This window comes from Actinophytocola oryzae, from assembly GCF_004364325.1.
In the GTDB taxonomy this organism is placed as follows: domain Bacteria; phylum Actinomycetota; class Actinomycetes; order Mycobacteriales; family Pseudonocardiaceae; genus Actinophytocola; species Actinophytocola oryzae.
Map to the genome: position 1 here is coordinate 341,150 of NZ_SOCP01000002.1, position 21,629 is coordinate 362,778.

The 21,629-nt window shown below is 70.7% G+C and carries 18 protein-coding genes; 8 read left to right on the plus strand and 10 right to left on the minus strand.

Annotation, left to right across the window (positions count from 1 at the left end; translation table 11 throughout):
* Positions 1–3: 3 nt before the first annotated feature.
* The 4 genes from CLV71_RS05255 to CLV71_RS05270 all read right to left on the minus strand — a co-directional run bounded on the left by CLV71_RS05255 (position 4) and on the right by CLV71_RS05270 (position 4,743).
* On the minus strand, positions 4–384 hold the full coding sequence (locus CLV71_RS05255) for a DUF742 domain-containing protein (protein WP_133901452.1): 381 nt from the start codon (positions 382–384) through the stop codon (positions 4–6).
* Positions 384–809 (minus strand): roadblock/LC7 domain-containing protein, encoded by a 426-nt coding sequence (locus CLV71_RS05260; RefSeq protein WP_133901453.1) that lies wholly within the window; start codon positions 807–809, stop codon positions 384–386. The genes CLV71_RS05255 and CLV71_RS05260 overlap by 1 nt, the downstream gene beginning before the upstream one ends.
* Positions 806–3,154 carry a sensor histidine kinase gene (locus tag CLV71_RS05265; RefSeq protein ID WP_166663941.1) on the minus strand — a complete coding sequence of 783 codons (2,349 nt, stop codon included), beginning with the start codon at positions 3,152–3,154 and terminating at the stop codon, positions 806–808. Before CLV71_RS05265 ends, CLV71_RS05260 begins: the two co-directional genes overlap by 4 nt.
* Positions 3,155–3,657: 503 nt before the next feature.
* Positions 3,658–4,743, minus strand: a complete 1,086-nt coding sequence (locus CLV71_RS05270) for a ferritin-like domain-containing protein (RefSeq protein WP_208297398.1) — start codon at positions 4,741–4,743, stop codon at positions 3,658–3,660.
* 192 nt (positions 4,744–4,935) lie between these two features.
* On the opposite strand from CLV71_RS05270, the gene CLV71_RS05275 reads away from it, so the two are divergent.
* The 5 genes from CLV71_RS05275 (at position 4,936) to CLV71_RS05295 (ending at position 10,403) form a co-directional block, all read left to right on the plus strand.
* Positions 4,936–5,337 carry an acyl-CoA thioesterase gene (locus CLV71_RS05275; protein ID WP_341771463.1) on the plus strand — a complete coding sequence of 134 codons (402 nt, stop codon included), beginning with the start codon at positions 4,936–4,938 and terminating at the stop codon, positions 5,335–5,337.
* A gap of 116 nt (positions 5,338–5,453) precedes the next feature.
* Positions 5,454–6,743 (plus strand): wax ester/triacylglycerol synthase domain-containing protein, encoded by a 1,290-nt coding sequence (locus CLV71_RS05280; protein WP_133901456.1) that lies wholly within the window; start codon positions 5,454–5,456, stop codon positions 6,741–6,743.
* Positions 6,740–7,942 carry an aminotransferase class I/II-fold pyridoxal phosphate-dependent enzyme gene (locus tag CLV71_RS05285; RefSeq protein ID WP_133901457.1) on the plus strand — a complete coding sequence of 401 codons (1,203 nt, stop codon included), beginning with the start codon at positions 6,740–6,742 and terminating at the stop codon, positions 7,940–7,942. The genes CLV71_RS05280 and CLV71_RS05285 overlap by 4 nt, the downstream gene beginning before the upstream one ends.
* Positions 7,939–9,201, plus strand: a complete 1,263-nt coding sequence (locus CLV71_RS05290) for an acyl-CoA dehydrogenase family protein (RefSeq protein WP_133901458.1) — start codon at positions 7,939–7,941, stop codon at positions 9,199–9,201. The genes CLV71_RS05285 and CLV71_RS05290 overlap by 4 nt, the downstream gene beginning before the upstream one ends.
* Positions 9,186–10,403 carry a zinc-dependent alcohol dehydrogenase gene (locus tag CLV71_RS05295; protein ID WP_133901459.1) on the plus strand — a complete coding sequence of 406 codons (1,218 nt, stop codon included), beginning with the start codon at positions 9,186–9,188 and terminating at the stop codon, positions 10,401–10,403. The genes CLV71_RS05290 and CLV71_RS05295 overlap by 16 nt, the downstream gene beginning before the upstream one ends.
* Before the next feature lie 3 nt (positions 10,404–10,406).
* On the opposite strand, the gene CLV71_RS05300 is transcribed toward CLV71_RS05295, so the two are convergent.
* The 3 genes from CLV71_RS05300 to CLV71_RS05310 are packed head-to-tail and all read right to left on the minus strand — an operon-like array spanning position 10,407 to position 13,936.
* Positions 10,407–11,945 (minus strand): acyl-CoA synthetase, encoded by a 1,539-nt coding sequence (locus tag CLV71_RS05300; RefSeq protein WP_133901460.1) that lies wholly within the window; start codon positions 11,943–11,945, stop codon positions 10,407–10,409.
* A gap of 58 nt (positions 11,946–12,003) precedes the next feature.
* A complete protein-coding gene (locus tag CLV71_RS05305; protein WP_133901461.1) occupies positions 12,004–13,131 on the minus strand; it encodes a DUF5938 domain-containing protein in 1,128 nt (375 codons plus the stop codon).
* Between the two features lies 1 nt (position 13,132).
* Positions 13,133–13,936, minus strand: a complete 804-nt coding sequence (locus tag CLV71_RS05310; protein WP_133901462.1) for an SDR family NAD(P)-dependent oxidoreductase — start codon at positions 13,934–13,936, stop codon at positions 13,133–13,135.
* Positions 13,937–14,121: 185 nt separating this feature from the next.
* Between CLV71_RS05310 and CLV71_RS05315 the strand changes: the two genes are divergently transcribed.
* On the plus strand, positions 14,122–14,760 hold the full coding sequence (locus CLV71_RS05315; RefSeq protein ID WP_133901463.1) for a TetR/AcrR family transcriptional regulator: 639 nt from the start codon (positions 14,122–14,124) through the stop codon (positions 14,758–14,760).
* A gap of 18 nt (positions 14,761–14,778) precedes the next feature.
* Here the strand turns inward: CLV71_RS05315 and CLV71_RS05320 are convergent, their stop codons facing one another.
* Positions 14,779–14,988, minus strand: coding sequence for a hypervirulence associated TUDOR domain-containing protein (locus tag CLV71_RS05320; RefSeq protein WP_133901464.1), 210 nt, complete (start codon positions 14,986–14,988; stop codon positions 14,779–14,781).
* Positions 14,989–15,114: 126 nt separating this feature from the next.
* Between CLV71_RS05320 and CLV71_RS05325 the strand changes: the two genes are divergently transcribed.
* Complete coding sequence (locus CLV71_RS05325; protein WP_208297400.1) at positions 15,115–15,558, plus strand: hypothetical protein; 444 nt, start codon at positions 15,115–15,117, stop codon at positions 15,556–15,558.
* On the opposite strand, the gene CLV71_RS05330 is transcribed toward CLV71_RS05325, so the two are convergent.
* The gene (locus tag CLV71_RS05330) at positions 15,555–16,562 is read right to left on the minus strand and encodes a hypothetical protein (RefSeq protein ID WP_133901465.1); all 1,008 of its coding nucleotides are present in this window, start codon (positions 16,560–16,562) and stop codon (positions 15,555–15,557) included. The two genes, CLV71_RS05325 and CLV71_RS05330, sit on opposite strands and share 4 nt — an antisense overlap.
* Before the next feature lie 300 nt (positions 16,563–16,862).
* Complete coding sequence (locus CLV71_RS05335; protein WP_133901466.1) at positions 16,863–17,150, minus strand: hypothetical protein; 288 nt, start codon at positions 17,148–17,150, stop codon at positions 16,863–16,865.
* Between the two features lie 192 nt (positions 17,151–17,342).
* Between CLV71_RS05335 and CLV71_RS05340 the strand changes: the two genes are divergently transcribed.
* On the plus strand, positions 17,343–21,614 hold the full coding sequence (locus CLV71_RS05340; RefSeq protein ID WP_133901467.1) for an nSTAND1 domain-containing NTPase: 4,272 nt from the start codon (positions 17,343–17,345) through the stop codon (positions 21,612–21,614).
* Positions 21,615–21,629 lie beyond the last annotated feature (15 nt).

Sequence of the window (21,629 nt, forward strand, 5' to 3'; positions counted from 1 at the left end):
GGTTCACGCAGGCAGGTTGCGCAGCCCACGCAGCACACGGTCGAGCAGCGGCAGCTCGGGCTGAGCGGTGCTGTCGACCTGGTTGTGGTGCACGTCGAGCAGGCCGAGGTTGGCCATGTCGTCCAGCAGCACCCGCACGACACCCAGCGGCAGGGACATCAGCGCACCGACCTCGGCGACGGATCTCGACTGGTAGCACAGCACCGCGACCGACTGGTGTTCGCTGCGCAGCGACTCCAGCGCCTCCTCGGCACGTGCTGACGTCGACACCAGGGTCTCGATCTCCAGTCGGCGGCGCGACTTCGTCCGCCCACCGGTCCATGTGTACGCGCGGACGGTCGCGGGTTCCTCCTCGTCGGGGGCTGTCCAGCCACCGGAGCTCATCAGCCGGCGGCTAGCGTGGCGCGTAACTGTGGGGTGAGGATCTGACCGACCTGGTCGACGAGCACGGTCATCTCGTAGGCCAGCTGCGCGATGTCGCAGTCGGCCTCGGCCAGCACCACGAGGCACGCGGCGTCGCGGATCGACGTGAGCAGCAACGCGCCCTCGTCCATCTGGACGATCGTGCGCACCACGTCACCGGCGTCGAACGTCTTGGACGCGCCGATGTTGAGGCTGATGATGCCCGCCGAGATCGCGGCCATCTCGTCCGCCCGGTCCGTCGGCAGCTTGGCGGACGCGGTCAGCAGCAGGCCGTCGACGGAGATCACCACCGCGTGCGCGACGCCGTCCACGTTGTCGGCGAAGCTGTCGATCAGCCAGCTGAAGCGGCTCGCCTGGCGGTCTTCTTGCTCCGTGGTGCCGGTCATGGCCTACGGTCTCCCTTTTCGTTCTGCCCACTGCGGATCCCGGACTGGAAGCCGTTCAGGAAGCCACGAGCCTTCGCGGCGTCTCGAGCCTGTGCGGCGGGCGGCTCGTGGGCCGTGCCCGCACGCAGCTGCCCCTTCGGCACGCGTTTGGGCAGGCCGTTCGGGCCTGTCGGGGGCTCGACCGTGACCGCCTTCGTGATGACCGTCTGCACGGCCACCTGCTGCGTGGTCGCCGCCCTCGCCATGCCGGACCGCTGCTTGAGCCAGTTGAACCCGGCGGGCATGGGCGGGGCGTCGGCCGGTACGTGCGCGGCGAAGAGGATGGAGGCGGGAGTGCGGGCCGTGGGGAGCACCGGCAGCCGCACGATGATCCCCGCCGACTCCAGCCTGTCGACCACCTCGGTGACCGGCTCGGGTGCGGGACCGGCCTGCTGGTCGGCGTCGTTGAGCAGCTCGGCAGGCACCAGCACCATCGCCCGCGTGCCGGAACTGCCGTCCCCGCGCGGGGTCAGGTGCGCCCTGATGTCGTACTTGGCGGTGAGACGGCCCACCACGAACAGTCCCAGCTGGCGGGAGACCGGCACGTCGGTCCCGCTGAAGGCGATGCGGTGGTTCGCCTCGCGCAGCTCGGCCTCCGCCATGCCGACGCCCTCGTCGAGGATCTCGACGACCACCGAGCCGTCCTCCGTCAGCCGGCCCGCGACGACGACCTGGCTGTCCGGCGGCGAGAAGGCGGCGGCGTTGTCGATCAGCTCGGAGATCGACCGGATCAGGTCGCCCGCGGCGAACGCCGCGATCCGACACTGCGGCGCGGACTGGATGACCGCCCGCTCGTAGTGCTCGACCTCCGAGACCGCGGCACGCAGCACGTCGGCCAGCTGCACCGGTTCGGCGAACTGCCGGTGCAGCGCGCCGCCGGAGAGGATGATCAGGTTTTCGTTGTTGCGCCGCATCCGGGTGGCGAGGTGGTCGACCTTGAACAGGTTGGACAGTTTGTCCGGGTCGTCCTCGCCCTGCTCCAGCTGTTCCATCAGCCGCAGCTGGCGTTGCACCAGGCCCTGGCTGCGGCGGGACAGGTTGGTGAGCATGTCGCTCAGGGTGCTGCGCAGGCGTGCCTCCTCGCCCGCCGAGCTCACGGCCTGGCCGAGCACGGTGTCGAACGCCTTGGCGAGCTGGCCGAACTCCTCGGTGGTGCGCAGTGGCACCGGCGGGATCCCGACGTCCTGCCCGGCCCGGATGGACCGCACCGCCGCGGGCAGCTGGTTGTGTGCCACGTCCAGCGCGGTGCTGCGCAGCTGGCCGACCGTGCGCAGCAGATAGCGGCCAAGGCCGCCGCCGATGCCCACGGCGAGCAGGACCACCACGAGCAGCAGCACCAGCTCGATGGTCCAGCTGGTGCGGTAGCTGGCGGCCAGCACGGCCGACTGCGAACGGAGCGACTTCGCGACGAACCCGGTGACCTCGGTCGTCAGGTTCGCGGTGGTGTCGAACGTGCTGCGCCACTGCGCCTCGGTGAACGGCAGGCCGATCTCGCCCGAGCCGCGGGCGTCGACCACCAGCAGCGTCCGTTGCGTCTGGGCGGAGCCGGTCACCGTTCCGTCGTACCGGTCGAGGAACTGTTGCGGGGCCACCGACTGGAACTCTTCGAGGTTGGTGTTCAGCTGGATCTCGGCCTCGGAAAGGGTCTCCTTGTCCGTGTCCGACAGCGAGCCGTCCTTCATACCGAGCAGCCCGGTGGCCTCCTGGAGGCTGACCTGCTCACGGGCCGACTGGAGCTCGTTGAGCGCGATGGCCGTGTTGGCCAGCGCCTCGTCGGGGAACCGTCCGACCAGCGACCGGTCGAACTCCAGCATCGCGGTGGTCAGCCCGGCGTAGGCGTCCTGGGCGTCCTGCGCGCTCTGCTCGTTGCCGCCGGTCAGCTGCTGGCGCGCGTAGCCGAGCACGCCGAGCATGCCGGACAGCTCGCGGTAGCGCTGCGTCGCGTTGTCGCCGAGGTCGGGCGTGTTCCGGACGGTGTCCTTCATCGTGGCGACGGCGGCGTCCGTCGCCTTGGTCACGGTCGGGAAGTCGGCGCCGGGCGCCACGGCCGCGCTGCGTTCGCGCTGGACGGCCGACAGGGTCCGCACCAGCTCCACTCGCAGGTTGGCGATGCGTTCGATGTCGCCGTAGGAGTTCGCGAGCTGGACGTCGGTGACGACACGCAGCACGCCGAGCACCAGCGCGGCGACGACCGGCACCACCAGCACCATGCCCAGCTTCACGAGCAGCGGCCAGTTGCGCCACTGCACGATGGTGCGCCACAGGTTGCGCGAGACGTGCAGGGGTCGGTCGTCCGCCGCGCTCACGGGATCTCCTTCCGCCTGCACCATGCAGACGACAATTTCTCGACTACCGTGGGGATCCGTCTACTTGGGATCAAGGGGGGATTATGTCACCGTGCGGGCATCTGTAAAGCGCCTCGGCACTGGTGTGTTTCGCTTCCGTGTCACGAATGGGAAAAGGTCGCATCCGTACGCCGTCCCGCAACGGCGACAGGAAGATCATCGTGACGGAGTCCGCACGCCTCATGACGATCCGCGATGCGGAGATTTCGGACGCGCGGACAGAGTTGATCTTAGCGCGCGGGAACACCGGACGACGCGACGAACTCCGGTGCCACCGCAGCACGCGGTGGCGGCCGTGCACGACGGGCTCGTGTCCGGCCCGACGTGAGGTCACCTCGACAGTGCCCGACGGGCGATGAGACAGTCGTCGGTGACGCGGGCGCCGTTACAGCGGCCGCCCGCGCGGCTGTTCCGCGCGCCAGAACGCCGCGGCGCCAGGACGGCACCGCGGCGGGAACCTCTCTTTACTCTCCTGCCGTGCGGCCCACGATGATGGCCTTCTCGACCTGCTCGATGCGTGCGCGGTCGAGGTCGTCGGCGATCTTCTCGTCCTGTTCCATCATCTGGTCGAGATCGGCGTTCTCGTAGCCGATTATCCCGATGTCCGCGAAGGCCTGGCGCATCCTGTCCCCGAACAGGCCGATGTCGCCGAGCGTCGGCACGATGCGGGAGAACAGGTGGCTCTGGAACAGCTTGAAGTGCTCCGAGTTGCGCATGTACTCGACGCACTCGTCCGCGTCGATGTCGAGGTTGCGCCACACCTCCTCGCCGAGGAAGCGCTGCCTCATCAGGTAGCAGGCCTCGACGCAGAACTCCTCCCGCTCCGCGCGCTCGGCCTGGGTGAGCTCCGGGTAGTAGTCGCGCAGCGCCAACCGGCCGAAGGCGACGTGGCGGGCCTCGTCCTGCATGACGTAGGCGTTGAGCGTGCTCGCCAGCGGCTCGGTCGCGATGTCCCTGATGAGGCCGAACGCGGCCAGTGCGAGGCCCTCGATGAGCACCTGCATGCCGAGATAGGTCATGTCCCAACGGGAGTCCGAGATCACCTCGTCGAGCAGTGACTTCAGTCCCGGGCTTATCGGGTAGGCCAGATCGAGTTTCTCGCGGAGATAGCGGGAATAGACCTCGACGTGCCGCGCCTCGTCCATGACCTGGGTGGCGGCGTAGAACTTCGCGTCGAGCCCGGGAACGGTGTGCACGATTTTCGACGAGCAGATGAGTGCGCCCTGTTCGCCGTGCAGGAACTGTGAGAACTGCCAGGAGGCGAGATGGTGTCGAACCATCGCGCGATCCTTTTCACCCATCGAGTCCCAGATCGGCGAGCCGAAGATGGAGACGGCCTCGTCGGGAATACCCATCGGATTGGAGAGGTCGACCTCGATCGTCCAGTCCAGCCTTTCCGCGCCGTCCCACTGCTTCTGTTTCCCTTTCTCGTACAGGCTCAGCAGTCGGTCGCGGCCCTCGTCGTACTCCCAGTCGAACACGGTCGTGCTGCCACCGGGCACTTCCCACCGGGTCTGCTCGACCGGTAGTGCGTACATGCGCGTGCTCACGGTGCCTCCACAAGGGATGTCGATCGACCGCCTCGGTCCGGACCCAGTCTGTAGCGTCACACCCCACCGACGAAAGTAGGGAATACCCTGGGCCCCGACCCGGGGACGCTCTCCGGCGCCACTACCGAGGGGAACACCATGAACACACGGGAGCCAGTCGTGCCAACGGTTTCGTACGGACACCTAGAGCCGATGTTCGTGCACTTCGACGACCTCGACTCGATGTCGATGGTGCACAACATCAGGTACGCGGTGTTCGTGGAACGGGCGTTGTCGATGTTCTGGGAGAGCAACGGATACGGCTACCCGAACGGCACGCTGAGCCATCCGGACGCATCGGTCGGCGTGGCCGAGTTCTCGATCAGCTATCGCACCCCCGTTCGGGGTACCGGATTCATCCTGGTCCACCTGGTCGTCGAACACGTCGGGAACAGCAGCGTCGTCTACCGTTTCCGCGTGCTCGACGCGGAAGGCGTCACGGTGCACGCGGAAGGCAAACGGGTGCACATCCATCTCGACCCGCGGACGTTCCGCCCTTCGCCGTGGGCGGAGGAAACTCGCGCGATTTACAAAACCCTGCAGGAACCGCGCTAGTTTGTTCCGACAGCACGCCCCGAAAACCCGGGACGTCAGCGAACGGTAAGCGAGCGGTCAATCCGCGTACATACGCTCCCGTATCCGTCGTCCATTCGGGAATCAGAGGGGATGGCATGAGTGCTGGCCGGTTGAGTCCGACGGACTTCTCCTTCCTGGCCTACGAGAAAGCCCACCGGTCCGTCGCGGCGGAGATCGGCGCCGTGCTCGTCTTCGACGGCGTCGCGCCGCACGTCGACGAGCTCCGCGAACACGTCGGGGGCAGGCTCTCGCTGCTGCCCGGGCTCAACCGCGTGCTCTCGACGGGCCGTGCCCGGCTGCTGCGGCCCCGGTGGCTCCCCGCGGGCGAGCCGGATCTCGAGTTCCATGTGCGGGAACGGGTTCTGGCCCGGGGTTCCGGCGAGGTGGGCCTGCGCGGCGCGGTCGACGACCTGCTGACCGCGCGGCTCGACCACGACCGTCCGATGTGGGAGCTGTGGCTGCTGCGTGGCCACTGCGCCGACCGGTTCGCCGTCGTCTACAAGGTGCACCACAGCGTTCACGACGGTGTCGCACTCACCGAGGTGGTCAGGAGACTGTTCACCGAGGCCCCCGAGCGACCGGTGGACCCGCCGAGGACGAACGCACCGCGCGGTGCGGCGAGGGGACTGCTGTCGGTCGGGGCCGACCTGTTCCGGCCCGCGCGGCGCTCGCCCCTCACCGGGCGGCACAGCGGGCGTCGCGGGCTCGTCTGGGGCAGCGCGCCGCTCGACCTGCTGCGCACCGCGGCCGGGACCGGGCGGACCGTCAACGACGTGTTCCTCGCCGCACTCGCCGACGCCCTGCGAACCTGGGCGGCAGCGTGGGCGACCGACCCGCCGCCGAACCGGCTCCAGGCCCTCGTGCCCGTCAGCATCCGCGCGCCGCACGAGCACGGCAGTCTCGGCAACCGGCTCGCGGCGGTCCGGATTCCGTTGCCCATGACGGGGTCCGGGCCGGCGCGGGCGCTCGACGAGATCGCACGGGACACCGCGCGGGCCAAGGACCACGGCAGAGCGGCCGCCGCTGCCCTCGTCGCAGGCTCCGCACACGCGCTCCCCGCCGCGTTCGTGCGGGGGATGGGCGAGCTGAGCTGGAACCCGCACGTCGTCAACCTGATCGCGTCGAACATGCGTGGCCCCGACGAACCGCTCTCGCTGGCCGGACGGCCGCTGGCCGAGTTCGTGGTCGTCAACTTCACGCCCGCGGACCACCTCGTGTCGGTCACGCTGCTCAGCCACCTCGGCCGGGTGTTCGTCGCGTTCGCGGGCGACACCGCGCTGCCGGGCTTCGCCGAGCTTCCCGACCGCTGGCGCGCCGCACTCGACGCACTCGCCCAAACCAGGACCCCGGTTTCCCATACCCCGAAAGAAGGACCGCGCCCGTGAACCCGACCAGCTTCCTCGACGACCGCATCGACTTCCTCGGCGAGCGCTACCGCGACAGCGTCACCGAGGGCAACTACTTCTACGAGACGGAGCTGACCGGGCAGACCGCGGCCACCGTCGACGCCGAGGGTACCGACTCGATCATGCTCTCCTCGTACAGCTACCTCGGCCTGCTGCGCCATCCGACGATCGACAGCGCCGCACACGCCGCGCTGGAGCACTACGGCACCGGCACCCACGGCGTCCGCCTGCTGTCCGGCACGACCACGGTGCACCGGCTGCTGGAGGAGCGGATCGCGGCGTTCAAGGGCACCGAGGCCGCGGTGGTGTTCTCCACGGGCTACACCACGAACGTCGCCGCGGTGTCGACGCTGATGAGCCGCCACTCGGTGGTCATCTGCGACAAGCTCAACCACGCCAGCATCGTCGACGCCTGCCGGCTGTCCGGCGCCGAGTTCCTCCGCTACGCCCACAACGACCTGGAGGACCTCAGGCGGGCGCTGGTGCAGGCCGGTGACCGGCCGGCCCTCGTGGTGGTCGACGGCGTGTTCTCGATGGACGGCGACATCGTCCCACTGCCGGAAACCGTGGCCCTGGCACGGGAGTTCGGCGCGGCCGTGATGGTCGACGAGGCACACAGCCTGGGTGTGCTGGGCGCGACCGGGCACGGCGTCGAGGAGCACTTCGGCCTCGACCCCTCGGCGGTCGACGTCAAGATGGGCAGCCTCTCGAAGGCCATCCCGGCCTCCGGCGGCTACATCGCGGGCTCACGTGGCCTGATCGACGCGCTGAAGCACAACGCGAGGCCCTACATCTTCTCCAGCGCGCTGCCACCCGCGGTCGCCGCCGCAGCCGCCGCCGCGTTCGACGTGATCGAGGCCGAGCCGGAGCGCGTCACCGACCTGCAGCGCAAGGCCGTGTGGTTCCGCAACACGCTGCGCGACGCCGGTTTCCGCACCGGCGACTCCAGCACGCCGATCCTGCCCCTGCTGTGCGGCACCGACGCCCTCACCTTCGAGATGACGCGGCTGTGCCGCAAGAACGGCGTCTACGTCACGCCGGTCGTCTTCCCCGCGGTGCAGAAGACGGTGCCACGCCTGCGGTTGGTCGTCACCTCCGCACTCGACGACGCGGCCCTGCGCCGAGGCGTCGACGTCCTGATCGACGCGGGCCGGGCCACGGGGCTGATCGGGCGATGACCGTACTCGACGACTTCGGCGCGGCGCCGTTCCGCGCGGGCAACATCGAGAGCGTCGGCTTCCCGCTCACCGACGACCAGCGGTCGTGGGCACGCCGCGCGACGACCATCGGCGGGGACGTTCTCGAGCCTGCGGCGAAGACCACCGACAGCGGCGTGTACCCGAACGCGGCGCTGCGCGAACTGTGGTCGGCCGGGATCCTGAACATGACCGTGCCGAAGGAGTCCGGCGGCGGCGGAGCCGACCTGCTCGCGCAGGTGGTGGTCACCGAGACCCTCGCGAGACACTGCGCGTCCACCGCGTTGTGCTTCCACATGCACGAGAGCGCCATGCAGCTGCTGTCCAGAGTGGACCCCGGCGACGCAGGACTGGCCGCGACGGTGCGGTCGATCGTCGAGGACTTCCGGCTCTGCACCTACGCCACGAGCGAGGCCGGGTCCGGCTCGCACTGGTGGCACATGGACCAGGCGGCGAACCGGGTGCCGGACGGGTTCCACCTGAAGGCGACCAAGTCCTGGGCGACGAGCGCGGGCCACGCGGACTACTACGTCGTCCCGCTGCGGGCCAACCAGCACGCCGGGCACAACGAGCTGACGCTGTTCCTGGTGCGGGGCAACACTTCCGGGGTCGAGCCCATCGGCACCTGGGATGGCTCCGGCATGCGCGGCAACAGCAGCACCCCGGTGCGGTTCGACGTCGTCGTGCCGCCCTCGGCGCGGCTGGGGGCGTCCGGCTACGGCTTCCCGCTGCTGTTCGCCTACGGGCTGCCCGCGTTCCAGCTCGGGGTCGCGTCGGTGTACCTGGGCGTCGCGCAGGCCGCCTACGACGAGACGGCCACGCGGATGGGCACCCGTGTGCACACCGACCTCGGCAGGCCGAAGTCGCACTCCGAGGTGGTGCAGCGGGAGGTGGCCGAGATGCGCCTGCGTCTGGACGCCACGCGTGCGCTGCTCTACGTCGTCGCCGACAACGTCTCCAGGCGCCAGCGCGACGGCGCGGACCTCGTCGACCTCCTCGGCGAGTCCGACCTCGTGCTTTCCCTGGCACAGACGAAGATCGCGGCCACCGAGACCGCACTCGCCATCACCGACACCGCGTTGCGGCTCTGCGGTGGCAGCGCCTACAAGCGGGGCGGTGTGGTCGAACGCTGCTTCCGCGACGCCCGCGCAGGCACGGTGATGGGGCCGGACAACGACTCCCTCAAGGACCTGATCGGCAAGCGGACACTCGGCATCCCGTTCCCGTGGGCGACGACGTGATGCGCTCGGTTCACGTCGCACGCAGCATCCCGAGGATCGCGCTGTCGCGGGCGACCCGGCCGTGGCTGCCCTCGGTGGCCTACGGCCGGCTCGGCCCGGTCGGCGACCGCGCCGCCGACGACCGCGACCTGCCGGGGCCGGGATGGGTCCTGGTGCGGAACCTCCAGTCGGGGATCTGCGCGTCCGACCTCGCCGTGCTGCGGGCGGAGGTCGACCCCCGGGTCACCATCGCCGCGCTGCCGGGCCGCGACCGGACCTACCTCGGCCACGAGGTGGTCGGCGAGGTGCTCGCCGCAGGTGCCGGGACCGGTCTGGAGCCGGGGGAGCGCGTCGTGCTCGACACCCGGTTCCAGGGGCCGACGTGCCGCTCGACGGAGACGGGGTCGCTGTGCCGGGCGTGCGCGGCCGGGAACCCGATGCTGTGCGAGAACCCCGACCGGTTCCCGGCCGAGCTGGGGGTCGGCGGTGGCTGGAGCGAACGGATCCTGTGCCACGCGAGCGAGGTCTACCGGGTCCCACCCGAGCTGGACGACGACCAGGCGATGCTCGTCGAGCCGTTCAGCCTCGGGATGCGTGCGGCGTTGAAGGCGCTGCCAGGGCCGGGGGAGCGGTGCCTGGTGGTCGGCGGCGGGATGGCGGGACTGTCGATCGTGCAGACGGTCCGGCTGCTCTCCCCCGACGCGCACATCACCGTGGTGGCACGGCATCCGGCCCAGGCGGCGCTCGCGGAGGGGCTCGGCGCGGACCGGGTTGAGCGCAGGCTGGACCCGGCCCGGCTGGCGGAGCCGTCCAGGATGTTCCGGGGCCCGCTCGGCTCGTACTTCGTGATGGGCGGCTTCGACGTGGTGTTCGACTGCGTCGGCTCGGGGCCGACGCTGACGACGAGCCTGCGGCTGGCCCGCGCGTCGGCGACGGTGGTGCTGGTCGGCATCCGGTTCGCGCCGGTGAAGGCGGACCTCAGCCCGGTGTGGCACCAGGAGGTGCGGCTCGCCGGTGTGCTGGCGCACGGCTGGGAGCGTGCGGGGGAGGAGGACGCGCACACCTACGACCTGGTGTGCCGTCACCTCGTCAAGGGGGACCTGAGTACGGACGGGTTCATCACCGACCGGTTCCCCCTCGCGGAGTGGCGGCGGGCGGTGGCCAGGGCCGATGCCCGTGCCGACGGTGTGATCCGGGTGGTGCTGGACACGACCCGGGGCTGACCGTCAGGTCCCCTTCGCCAGCTGGTCGCGGATCTCCGCCTTGAGGATCTTGCCGACCTTCGAGCGGGGCAGGTCGGGCCAGATCTCGACCTGCTTCGGGGTTTTCACGCTGCCCAGGCGCTCCTTGACGAACGCGGCCAGCTCGGCGGGCTCGGCGTGCCTGGCGTTGCGGAGCTGCACGACGGCGGTGACCCGCTCGCCCCACTTGTCGTCGGGCAACCCGACGACGGCGCTGTCCTGGACGGAGGGGTGTGCCTGCAGCGCCTGCTCGACCTCGGCCGAGTAGACGTTGAACCCGCCGGTGATGATCATGTCCTTCGCGCGGTCGACGATGAAGAGGTAGTTGTCGTCGTCGAGGTAGCCGATGTCCCCGGTGTGGTGCCAGCCGTGCCTGCTCACCTCGGCGGTGGCCTCGGGGTTCTCGTGGTAACCGGCCATGACCAGCGGGCCGCGGACCACGATCTCGCCGCGTTGCCCTTGTGGCACCAGGTTTCCGCTCTGGTCCATGATGGCCACCGTCGTCAGCGGGGTGGGCCTGCCCGCCGAGGACAGCCGGGCGGTGGCCACCGAACCGTCGGCGAGGAAGTGGTCCGCCGGCGCCAGTGTCGTGATCATGTTCGGTGCCTCGGTCTGGCCGAACAGCTGGCCCATCACCGGTCCGATCCGCCGCAGTGCCTCGGTCAGGCGTGTCGGGGACATCGGTGCGGCGCCGTACCAGAGGCAGCGCAGCGAGGACAGGTCCGTCGAATCCAGCGCGGGGTGGTCGAGCAGCCCGTAGATGACCGTCGGCGGCAGGAACGCGTGGGTGATCCGGTGCCGCTGCACCAGCCGGAGGAACTCACCCAGGTCCGGCGCGGGCATGATCACCGTCTCGCCGCCCTTGGCCATGATCGGGAAGGTGAGCACGCCTGCCGAGTGCGTGAGCGGGGCGAGCGCCAGGTAGCGCGGCCGGTCCCCGAACGGATAGCTCATCAGGGTCAGCGCGGTGGCCGTCTCCATGTTGTGGCCGGTCAACCGCACGCCCTTGGGCCGCCCGGTCGTGCCGCCGGTACCGGCCAGCATGCAGAGGTCGTCGTCGGCGACGGTGACCGGCGCCGGCTCGCCGCCGTGCCGGTCCAGCCAGTCGGCGAAGGTGGCCGCGCCCTCCACCTCGCCGTCCAGGCACACCAGGGTGGTCAGCTCGGGCAGGTCACCCCGGATGCGTTCGACGAGCCGCGCGAACCTCTCCTGGAAGAACAGGCACCGGCACCCGAACAGGTCGAGCAGCTCGCGGTTCTCGGCCGCCTCGTTGCGCGGGTTGACCGGGCACCACACCGCGCCGGCCCGCGAGATGCCGAACACGCAGGTGAGCGCGAGCGGGTCGTTCGCGGAGAGCACCGCGACGCGTTGCCCCGGCGCGATCCCGCTCGCCTGCAACGCGCCCGCGATCAGCCGGGACCGCTGCTGTACTTCGGCATAGGTGGTGGTGGCGCCGTCGATGGTCAGGCACGGCGCGTCACCACCCAGTGACGCGCCCTTGTCCAGGTAGTCGCACAACCGCACGGACGCCTCCAGCCAAGAAGGGAAGGCGCCGGCCGTGGGGGGACGGCCGACGCCGGGATCAGCGGTGCACCTCGAGGATCGGGTCGAGCACCAGGCCGAACGACCGCAGCGTGCCGAGCAGCTCGCGGTGTCCGAAGGCCTGGCAGCCGGACGCGAAACCGACCCGCCTGGGCACGTCCTGCAGCAGGTGCGCGGCGGCGTGGACGTTCAGCAACGCGGTCTGCTTGTAGTTGCAGTTGCCGTGGATGACGCAGTGCGAGCGCCCGAGAGGACCGGACGCGTACACGGAGTCGAGCGAGATGTTGAGCCGCGGGTTCTCCCTCGGCGGCATCTCACTGCGGACCGCCGAGGACTGCTCGTCGACGATCCGCCACTTCTCCTCGTCGGACTTGCCTTCCATCATCTGGAGCGCCGCGGCGACGATCTGCGGCACGCCCTGCATGAGCGGCCGGTTGAACACCCCGCCGAGCGCCCGCACCGACGCCACCCGAGGGTCCTTCCTGAACCACACCGGGTGCGCGGTGCCGCCCCACGGCAGTGCGAGCCCCAGCTCGTGCTGTCCTGGGACGACCAGCTCGTACAGGCCCGCGTCCGGCGGCCATTCCACGTACTCGTTCTGCTCCAGGTAGTACGCCTTGGCGAACGCGGCGTTGGCCAGGATGGTGTTGGTCGAGGCGACGGTCGGATAGCCCTTCCAGAACACCTGGATGTCCAGCGTGTCCAGGCCCGGTGTCTCGAGGGTGATCTGCGCGGCGATCTCCCCGACCGTGTACATCTGCGCGAGGCCGGGCGAGAGCAGCAGGCCCTGCTCCGCGAACTGGGTGCCGTACTGCTCCTCGGCGTCGATCATCCAGTCCTGTTCGCCGTTGGTGTCCGTGTAGTGCGCGCCGACGTTCAGGCTCGCGCGGACGGCCTCGTGGCCGTAGCGGGAGAAGGGCCCGACGGTGTTCAGCACGACCTTCGCCCCGCCGAACGCCTCGGTCAGCGCGTCCTCGGTGTGCTCGACCTCCACGATGTCGTAGTCGACGGTCTCGATGCCGGGAACCGCGTCGACGACCTCCTTCACACGCTTGTGGTCGCGGCCGACCGCGAGGAACGGCAACCCGTACTCACGCAGGTACTCGCAGATCAGGCGCCCGGTGTAGCCGGAGGCGCCGTAGACGACGACGGGCTTGTCGGTAGGCATGTCACATCCCCATTCCGCCGTCGACCGGGAGTCCTGCCCCGGTGATGAACTTGGCCGCGTCGGACGCGAGGAACACCACGGCGTCGGCCATGTCGTCGACCTGCCCGAGCCGCCCGAGCGGGGTCAGCTCCACGACCGCGCCCGCGGCCGCCTCGGGGGAGGGGAACAGGCCGATCTCCGCGCAGTCCACGGCGAGCTGGTTGCCCATGGTCGTCGGCGTGAGACCCGGGTAGATGCAGTTGACCCGTACGCCGTAGCCGAGCTTGCCCGACTCCGCCGCCGCGACCCTGGTCAGCCGGTCGATGCCGGACTTGGTCGCCGAGTAGACGCTGATCCCGGGGAAGGCGATGGTGGCGGCCACCGAGGCGATGTTGATCACCGAGCCACCGTTGCCCGCGGCGCCGCCCGGCCGCATGGCGCGCAGCGCGTGCTTGAGGCCGAGGGCGGTGCCGAGCAGGTTGACCTCGAGCATCCTGCGCACGTCGGCCGCGTCCAGCTCGGTGATCAGGCTGGTGATCTCGATGCCCGCGTTGTTCACGACGATGTCCAGCCCGCCGAACGCGTCGACCACGGTGTCGACCGAGGAGGCCCAGCTCGCGTCGTCCGTGACGTCCAGCGGCACGAACTCCGCGGTGGCACCCGAGTCGCGCAGGGCCTGGGCGGTCTGCTTGCCCTCGTCCTCCAGGATGTCCCCGATCGCGACCGAGGCCCCCGCCGCGGCCAGCGCCTCGGCCATGCCGGCGCCCAGACCCCGTGCGCCCCCGGTGACCAGCGCGTTTCGTCCGGCCAGCTGATAGCTCGTCATGGCGAACCTCCCTCGGTGATGTGGCTCACCCTAACTCGTTTGGGACGCTCGTCAAGATTTTCTCGTACGCTTGTCCGAATTTTCGAGGACGGCTGTCCAAAGTCCCCCGGACGGGGGACGATAGACTCCGGAGAGTGCGGTCCACCGCACGCTGACCAGAGGAAAGTCGCCGACAGGACGCCCACGTGACCGACGTCGCTGAGACCAAGCACGACCGGATCGCCCGCCGCCAGGTCGACAAGTTCGAGGCGCGGCGGACACAGCTGGCCACCGACGCCCTGCACACCCTCGCCGAGCTGGGCTACGCGCGCACCAGCCTGCGTGACATCGCGCAGAACTCGACGTTCTCCCTCGGCGTGATGCACTACTACTTCGCCGACAAGCGCGACCTGGTCACCCAGGCCGTCCGCCAGTACGAGGCGGTCTGCGTGACCCGCTACGACGAGGTGGTCGCCCGCGCGACGGGCGCCGACCAGCTGCGCGACGAGTTCGTCGAGATGTTCTTCGACACCCTCGCCGAGGACGCCGCACTGCACCGCCTCTGGTACGACCTGCGCAACCAGAGCCTGTTCGACGAGTCCTTCCGGGCCGACGTCCTGGAGATCGACGGACACCGGGAGGCCATGGTGTGGCGGGTGGTCAGCCGCTACGCCGAGCTGCGTGGTGCGCAGGTCGTCAGTGCGCCCGGCCCCGCCTACACCCTGCTCGACGGCATCTTCCACCGCGCGCTGCTGCACCACCTCACCGGCAGGAGCGAGGACGTGGCGACGCTGCGCACCGAGCTGCCGAACGTCATGGACTACCTCGTGGACGGTCCTCAGTAGACGATCCCGCTCCGGTGCTCAGGCCGGGTGGATCGCCTCGGGTTTGTGCACCGCCGTCCGGCCGGACTTCTCGCTCCGCACGAGGTACTGCGGGTGCTCCTCGGACGCGCGGACCGTACGGCCACCGGCCTCGGTGTCACTGGTGATGATCTCCTCGACAGTGCCCGTCGAACTTTCGTTGCCCGCGTCCCAGCGAACGCGGTCGCCCTTCCTGAACGTCTTCGCCATGTCACCGGGGTACCCGTCCACAACGGACCGAACCGCCGGACGAGGTCCCCGCGGTTGAACCTCTCCGCGCAGCCAGCCGTAGGTCTCGATGAGAGATCGACGCCACGACGGTCAAGGGAGGTTCCGATGGGAACCGTCAGTGCCGGCTCGCCGGACTCGTGCTACGTCCACGCCGGGCCGAGCGGCCTGCTCTCGCCGGTAGTGTGGCGGGTCCTCGGCGCGCTCGCCCTCCTGTCGATGGGCGGAATCCACCTCGTGCTCGTGTTCGACGGGGTGGGCGGCGTGCTGGGGAGCCTGTTCGTGGTCGACGCCGTCGGCGGGTTGCTGCTGGCGGCCGGGCTGCTGGCCGCGCCGCCGCGGCTTCTGCTGCTCGCGAGCCTGCTCGGCCTGATGTTCCTGGTGGGCACGCTGCTCGCGCTGGTCCTGGCACTGACCGTCGGGCTGCTCGGGATGACCGAGACGCTCAGCTTCACGCTGGTCCCCACGACGCTCGTCGTCGAGTCCGTCGGCACCGGCGCGCTCGTCGTGATGACCGTGCTGGCGTTCGGTATGCGCCCCGGGCGCGGCTAGGCGAACACGACCCGGACGGCGAGGAGCTCGCCCGCGGGGGAGTAGTCCGCATGCACCGGGAAGTAGCCGTCGCCCCAGGAGGTCATGGCGAACAGCACCTCGGCGCCCGCGACCGTGACGGTGCCGGACTCGTGGTCGGACGCGCGGACCCGGCGCATGACCTGGTAGTGGTGCGAATGCGGCCGGAAGTCCAGCCGCAGCAGGCGGTCGGGCGCCGCCTCGGACCAGGACTCGACGGCCTCGTAGCGCTCGATGGCCGCTTCCAGCTCCAGGTTCTCCCAGCCGTGCACGCCTTCCGGTAGTTCCGTGCCGCCGAACTCGGCGACGGCCTCGTCCCGCGAACTGCCCCAGAACGCGACGTCGGCGCGGCCGTCCAGTGCGGCGTGGTGCCGCCACTCACCCAACGCGTCGGCGTCCGCGAACGCGAGTCGTGCCCAGTCCACGCCCACGTCGCCCAGTCGGACGCTCCTGGCGACGATGTCGTCCGCGACACGCAGGCTGATCTCCTGCCACCGCACGCCGAGATCACCGAAGTGCCGTGGCGTTGCCTCGACGCGCACCGCCCGGTCGGCCGGCACGCCACCGACCGCGACCACCGGGATGCCGAACATGAGGAAGCTGCCGTCAGCGCTGCGGCGTACGCGCTCCCGGTGCGGCACCCGGTCCTCACGCGCGGCGAGGAACGCGTCGAACCCGTGCTCCCGGCAGTGGTCCTCGAAGATCGCGGCCATGTCGGACGTGCCGGAGGCAGGCACGTCGTAGAGCGCGGTCCCGGGCTGCCGGTCGAACGAGCGCGCGGCGGCCACGGCGTCCGGGCCGAGGATGTCGAAGTCGACCGAGCCGCTGATCTCCTTGGCCAGCGCCTCGTCGTCCACCCCGAGCACGACCGGGTCGATCTCCGCCGGGGACCGGTCACCCGACCAGCCGCTCAGATAACCACCGTCGACGACGACGAGCTGACCGGACGGACAGGTGACCTCACCGAGCTGAACGACCTTCTGCACCGGGCCATTCTAGTCAGCGCGGGCACAGTGGAAGTCCCGGTGGCGCACGGTGGACCGCGACCGTGGCGCGGAACCGGATGACACGTTTCGGGACTCGGTGTACTTCACGGGTGTGCCCGTTCGAAGCCCCTTTCCGGTGCCCGCTGCCGCGCGTCGGCGCGAGACCGACTTCGTGAAGGAGCGCCCCGCATCGTGTCGCCGGGCCTGGAGCACCGGGCGGAGCGGCGGCCCCTGGTGAGGTGCCGCCGCCCTGAGGATGTGCCTTTTCCCGTGCTCGGCGGGATCGCCGGATTGTCGACGTCAGTCGTTGATAACGACGTTTTCCTCCGGGAACCAGCGCCACGTGTTGTTGTTGCAGTAAAGCTCCAGCCAGGCGCCGGAGGCGGCACCGGACCAGTAGTAGTTGTGCCCCGCGACGACCCCACCGGAATGGGCGGAGTCAAACCTCGGTGCGACGCGACAGTCACCCGTAACGAGGACATACACGGTCGCGTAAGCCTTGTCCTCCGCGGCCTGGGCGCTTGGCGTCGCGACGCATGCCATCGCTCCCACTGCGACGGCCGTGGCGAAAACTCGACGGAAATTCATTTTTCCTCCATGGTCCGGGCGGCTGACTGCCGCGGTTCGACTGTCGCGGTCGCGGCTTGCAGAATCCTTGCCACGGCGGAATCCCCTGGCCGAGAGGCGTCCCGGATCTGCGGAACCAACCGATCGATACATTGCGTCCGGTCACCGCATGCTCTCTAGTGGACTCGCGGGAAGGCGGGGGGAGCGATCGCGGTGTTCCAGGTGCTGGGTCCGGTGGAGTTCCGGCCGGGTGGCGACCGGGTCGGCCTTGGCTCGACCAAGCAACGGTGCGTGTTCGCCGTCCTGCTCGTCGGGGTCGGGCGGCCGTGGCCGGTCGAGTCGCTCATCGACAGGGTGTGGGGTGACTACCCGCCGGTCCAGGCCCGCGGCGCCCTCTACAGCTACGTCAGCCGCCTTCGTGCCGTGCTGCGTGACAGCACGCTCGACGGTCTCGACGTCGCGATCCGGCAACGGTCCGGCGGATACCAGCTGGACGCACCGCCCGAGCTGGTCGACATGCACCGCTTCACCGCCGTCCTCGATCGGGCGCGGGCCGCCGTCCGGCCGGAGGAGCGGGTCGACCTGTTCCGCGAGGCGTTGGGGCTGTGGCGCGGCAACCCGCTGCAGGACCTGGCCGGCCGATGGGTCGAGGAGGTCAGGCAGGCGTTGTCGCGGCAGCGCGTGGGGGCGTGTGCCGAGTGGGCCAAGGCCATGATCGGCCTGGCGAGGTACCCGGACGTGATCGACCTGCTCGAACACGAGCTGGTCGAGCACCCGTTGGCCGAGCCACTGGTCGGCCAGCTCATGGTCGCCCTGCAACGCCAGGACCGGCAGGCCGAGGCCCTGGCCCGCTACGCCTCCTTCCGGCACCGCCTGGCCGACGACCTCGGCGTCGAGCCGGGCCCGGCGCTGGCACAGCTCCACCTGCGGATCCTGCGTGCCGAGGCCGCCGCATCCGCGCCCGTGCCGCTGGGCGAGGCGCTGTGGACGCCGGACGCGCCGGCAGCCGAACCCGTGCCGCGGCCACGCACCGGCCACCCGGACCCGCCGAGGTGCGACCGGCCGCCGTATCTCGGTCTGAAGACCTTCCAGGCCCACGACGAGGACCGGTTCTTCGGCCGGGCGCACCTGGTGGACGAGCTGCTGTCGAGGCTGACCGACCAGCGGTTCCTCGCGCTGCTCGGGCCGTCCGGCAGCGGGAAGTCGTCGCTGCTGCGGGCCGGTCTGCTCGCCGGGGTCCGGGCGGGCAGGCTGCCCGGCCTGGCCGGACCGACGCCGCTGCTGCTGGTCCCCGGTGAGCATCCGCTGGCCGAACTGGCGGGCCGGCTGGCCGGGCTCGGCGGACTCGCGGCCGCGGCGCACAGCGAGTTGCTGGCCGACCCGGCCTGCCTCGGCAGGCTGGTCCGCGACCGCGTGGGAGAGGCGGGGGTGTTCCTCGTCGTCGACCAGTTCGAGGAGGTCTTCACCCTGTGCGGGGACGACCAGGAGCGTGCCGGTTTCGTCGAGTCGCTGCTGTCGGTGGTGAACGACTCGTCGGTGCCCGCGCGGGTCGTCGTGGGTCTCCGGGCGGACTTCTACTCCTGTTGCGCCGAGTTCCCCGCGCTGGTCGAGGTGCTGCGCGACCGCGACCTGCTGGTCGGGCCGATGGCCGAGGAGGACCTGCGTGACGTGGTCGTCGAGCCCGCGACCCTCGCGGGGCTGACGGTCGAGCCGGGGCTGGTCGCCACGGTGCTCGCGGACGTGCTCGGCGAGCCCGCCGCGTTGCCGCTGCTGTCCCACGCCCTGCTGGAGACCTGGCGGCGGCGGGGAAGCGACTGCCTCTCGGTTGCCGACTACCACCGGGTCGGCGGCGTGCGCGGTGCGGTCGCGCAGACGGCCGACCAGGTCTACGCCGGTCTGGACGCGGGTCAGCGCCGTGTCGCGAAGGACATCCTCCTCCGGTTGACCGTGCCGGGGGACGGCCATCACGACACCCGGCGGCGGGTTCACCGGGGGGAGCTGCTCGACCGCCCGGACGCCGTGGACGTCGAGATCGTGCTGGCTCGGCTGGCCGAGGAACGCCTCGTCACCCTCGACGAGCAGACCGTCACCGTCAGCCACGAGTGCCTGATCCGCAACTGGCCCGTCCTGCGCGAGTGGATCGACGAGAACCGCGAGCGCCTTCGGGCACACCGGCAGCTGACCGAGGCCGCCTCGGAGTGGGATCGGTCCGGCCGGGACGAGGGGATGCTGTACCGGGGCTCCCGCCTCGCCAGGTGGCAGGACCGGGACACCGCCGAGCTCAACGAGCTGGAACGGGACTTCCTCGGCTCGGCGGACCGGCTCGTGGCGCGGGAGCACAGAGCGCGTCGTCGCCGGATCCGGACCGCGTTGGTCGGCCTGAGCAGCGGGCTCGTGGTGTTGGCCGTGCTGGCAGGCGTCGCGGTGTTCCAGGCAGGCGAGGCCGACGTGCAGCGGGACCGGGCGATGTCCAGCCAGCTCGTGGCCAACGCACGTGACCAGCTGACCCTGGACCCGGAGCTCGCGCTGCTCCTCGCCGAACGGGCCTACGAGTCCGCGCCGACCGCACAGGCCCAGACGGTGCTCGCGCAGGCACTGACCGAGTCACGGGTGCGTGCGACCTTCCTGGGGCACCGTGGCTCGGTCACCGCCGTCGCGTTCAGCTCGGACGGGCGGCTCGTGGCCAGCGCCGGCGCCGACGCGACGGTCCGGATCTGGCCTGTGGGGCGTGGCGAACCCGTGGTGCTGCGCGACCACGCCAGCCGGGTGCTGGGCGTCGCGTTCAGCCCGGACGACGACCGAGTGGTGAGCTTCGGGGAGGACGGGACGATCCGTGTGTCGCGAGTGGACGGCACCGGTCACGCCGCGGTGGCGTCCGCCGTTCCCGCGGGCGTCGTGACGGCCGTGTTCGCCGACCGGGGGCGTCGTGTGCTCGGCGTCGGCAGGGACGGCACGCTGTGGGACTGGCCCGCGGACGGTTCGGGTGTGCCCGTGGTCCGGCGCGGACCGGGACCGGGCGCCGTCGTCGCGGCTGCCTTCGACCCCGAGCGCACGCGTGTCGTGCTGGCCGGACCCGGCACCGCCGTGACGATGTGGGACCTGGTCACCGGCTCGGTCACCCGGCTGCGTGACCAGAGCAGTCCTGTCGAGCAACCGGGCACGACGACGAGGCTCGCGACCGTCGACCAGCTGGCCTTCAGCGACGACGGCAGGCACGTCGCGGCCGCGACCGTGGACGGCAGGGAATGGATCTGGTCCACGTCGGACGACCGGGCGCCGGTCGTCTGGTACCCCCACCGGGACACGGTGAACGCCGTGGCGTTCAGCCACGACGGACGATGGGTCGCCACCGGGGGCAACGACCGTGTCACGCATCTGCGCCAGGCCGACGGCCTCGGTGACCCGGTGACGTTCCGCGGCGAGAACGCACCGCTTCGCGGGGTGGCCTTCGGCCCGGACGACCGACTGGTCGCGACGGCAGGCGACGACGGAGCGGTACGGCTGTGGGAGGCCCGCCACCGGCCGGGCATACGCGGGCTCACCGGGCAGACCGGCACGAACACCGGGGTCGCGTTGAGCCGGGACGGGAAGCTCGTGGCGAGCGCGAGCGACGACGGCACGGTCTGGGTGCGGCACACCGACGGCACGGGCACACCGGCCGTCCTGCGCAGCGGCCACGGCTCCGTGCTGGCGGTGGCGGTGAGCCAGGACGCGGGTCGCGTGGCCGCCGCCACCGGTGACGGGACCGTGCTGGTCTGGCGCGGCTCCGGTGACGGCGCTCCACTGGCGCTGACCGGCCACCGCGCAGGCGCCCTCGCCGTCGCGTTCGGTCCCGACGGCCACCTGCTCGCGACCGGCGGAGCCGACGACGCGGTCCGGCTCTGGGACGGACAGGACGGTGCGCCCCGGGCGGTCTGGCGCGTTCCCGGGCCGGTACGCGACCTCGCCTTCGCCCCGAACGGGAGGCTGGCCGCCGCGGTCGGGGACGGGACGGTCCGGATCTGGTCGCCCACCAGCAGGCGGCAGTCGGCGGAGCTGACCGGCCTCAGGGGTGTCCGTGCTGTCGCGTTCAGCCCCGACGGCCGGCGGATCGCGGGCGTCGGCAACGACGGCGCGGTGTGGATCTGGCGCACGTCCGGCGACGCGGCCCCGGTCGTGCTCCACGGACACCACGGCAGGGTGCTGGACGTCGCGTTCAGCCCGGACGGCCAGTACATCGCCAGCGTGGGCAACGACAAGGCACTGAACCTGTGGAAGTGGGCGTCGGCCACCGATCCCGTCACCCTCACCGACCACAACGGACTGGTCGAGAGCATCGCGTTCGGTCCGGACAACCGCATCGTCGCGGGCCGGGTCGGTGGTGCCGTCAACGTCTGGACCTGTGAGGTCTGCGCCGCAGGCGAGCGCCTGTCCGTCCTGGCACGCCGACGCATCACCCGGGACTTCACACCGGAGGAGCGGCAGCGCTACCTGGTCGGCGGCTGAAACCCTGGCACACGC

Bases quoted from the DNA above. Each gene is read 5' to 3' on its own strand.
- CLV71_RS05255 (WP_133901452.1), bottom strand. From the start codon at position 384: ATGAGCTCCGGTGGCTGGACAGCCCCCGACGAGGAGGAACCCGCGACC.
- CLV71_RS05260 (WP_133901453.1), bottom strand. From the start codon at position 809: ATGACCGGCACCACGGAGCAAGAAGACCGCCAGGCGAGCCGCTTCAGC.
- CLV71_RS05275 (WP_341771463.1), top strand. From the start codon at position 4,936: ATGTTCGTGCACTTCGACGACCTCGACTCGATGTCGATGGTGCACAAC.
- CLV71_RS05280 (WP_133901456.1), top strand. From the start codon at position 5,454: ATGAGTGCTGGCCGGTTGAGTCCGACGGACTTCTCCTTCCTGGCCTAC.
- CLV71_RS05290 (WP_133901458.1), top strand. From the start codon at position 7,939: ATGACCGTACTCGACGACTTCGGCGCGGCGCCGTTCCGCGCGGGCAAC.
- CLV71_RS05305 (WP_133901461.1), bottom strand. From the start codon at position 13,131: ATGCCTACCGACAAGCCCGTCGTCGTCTACGGCGCCTCCGGCTACACC.
- CLV71_RS05310 (WP_133901462.1), bottom strand. From the start codon at position 13,936: ATGACGAGCTATCAGCTGGCCGGACGAAACGCGCTGGTCACCGGGGGC.
- CLV71_RS05320 (WP_133901464.1), bottom strand. From the start codon at position 14,988: ATGGCGAAGACGTTCAGGAAGGGCGACCGCGTTCGCTGGGACGCGGGC.
- CLV71_RS05325 (WP_208297400.1), top strand. From the start codon at position 15,115: ATGGGAACCGTCAGTGCCGGCTCGCCGGACTCGTGCTACGTCCACGCC.
- CLV71_RS05335 (WP_133901466.1), bottom strand. From the start codon at position 17,150: ATGAATTTCCGTCGAGTTTTCGCCACGGCCGTCGCAGTGGGAGCGATG.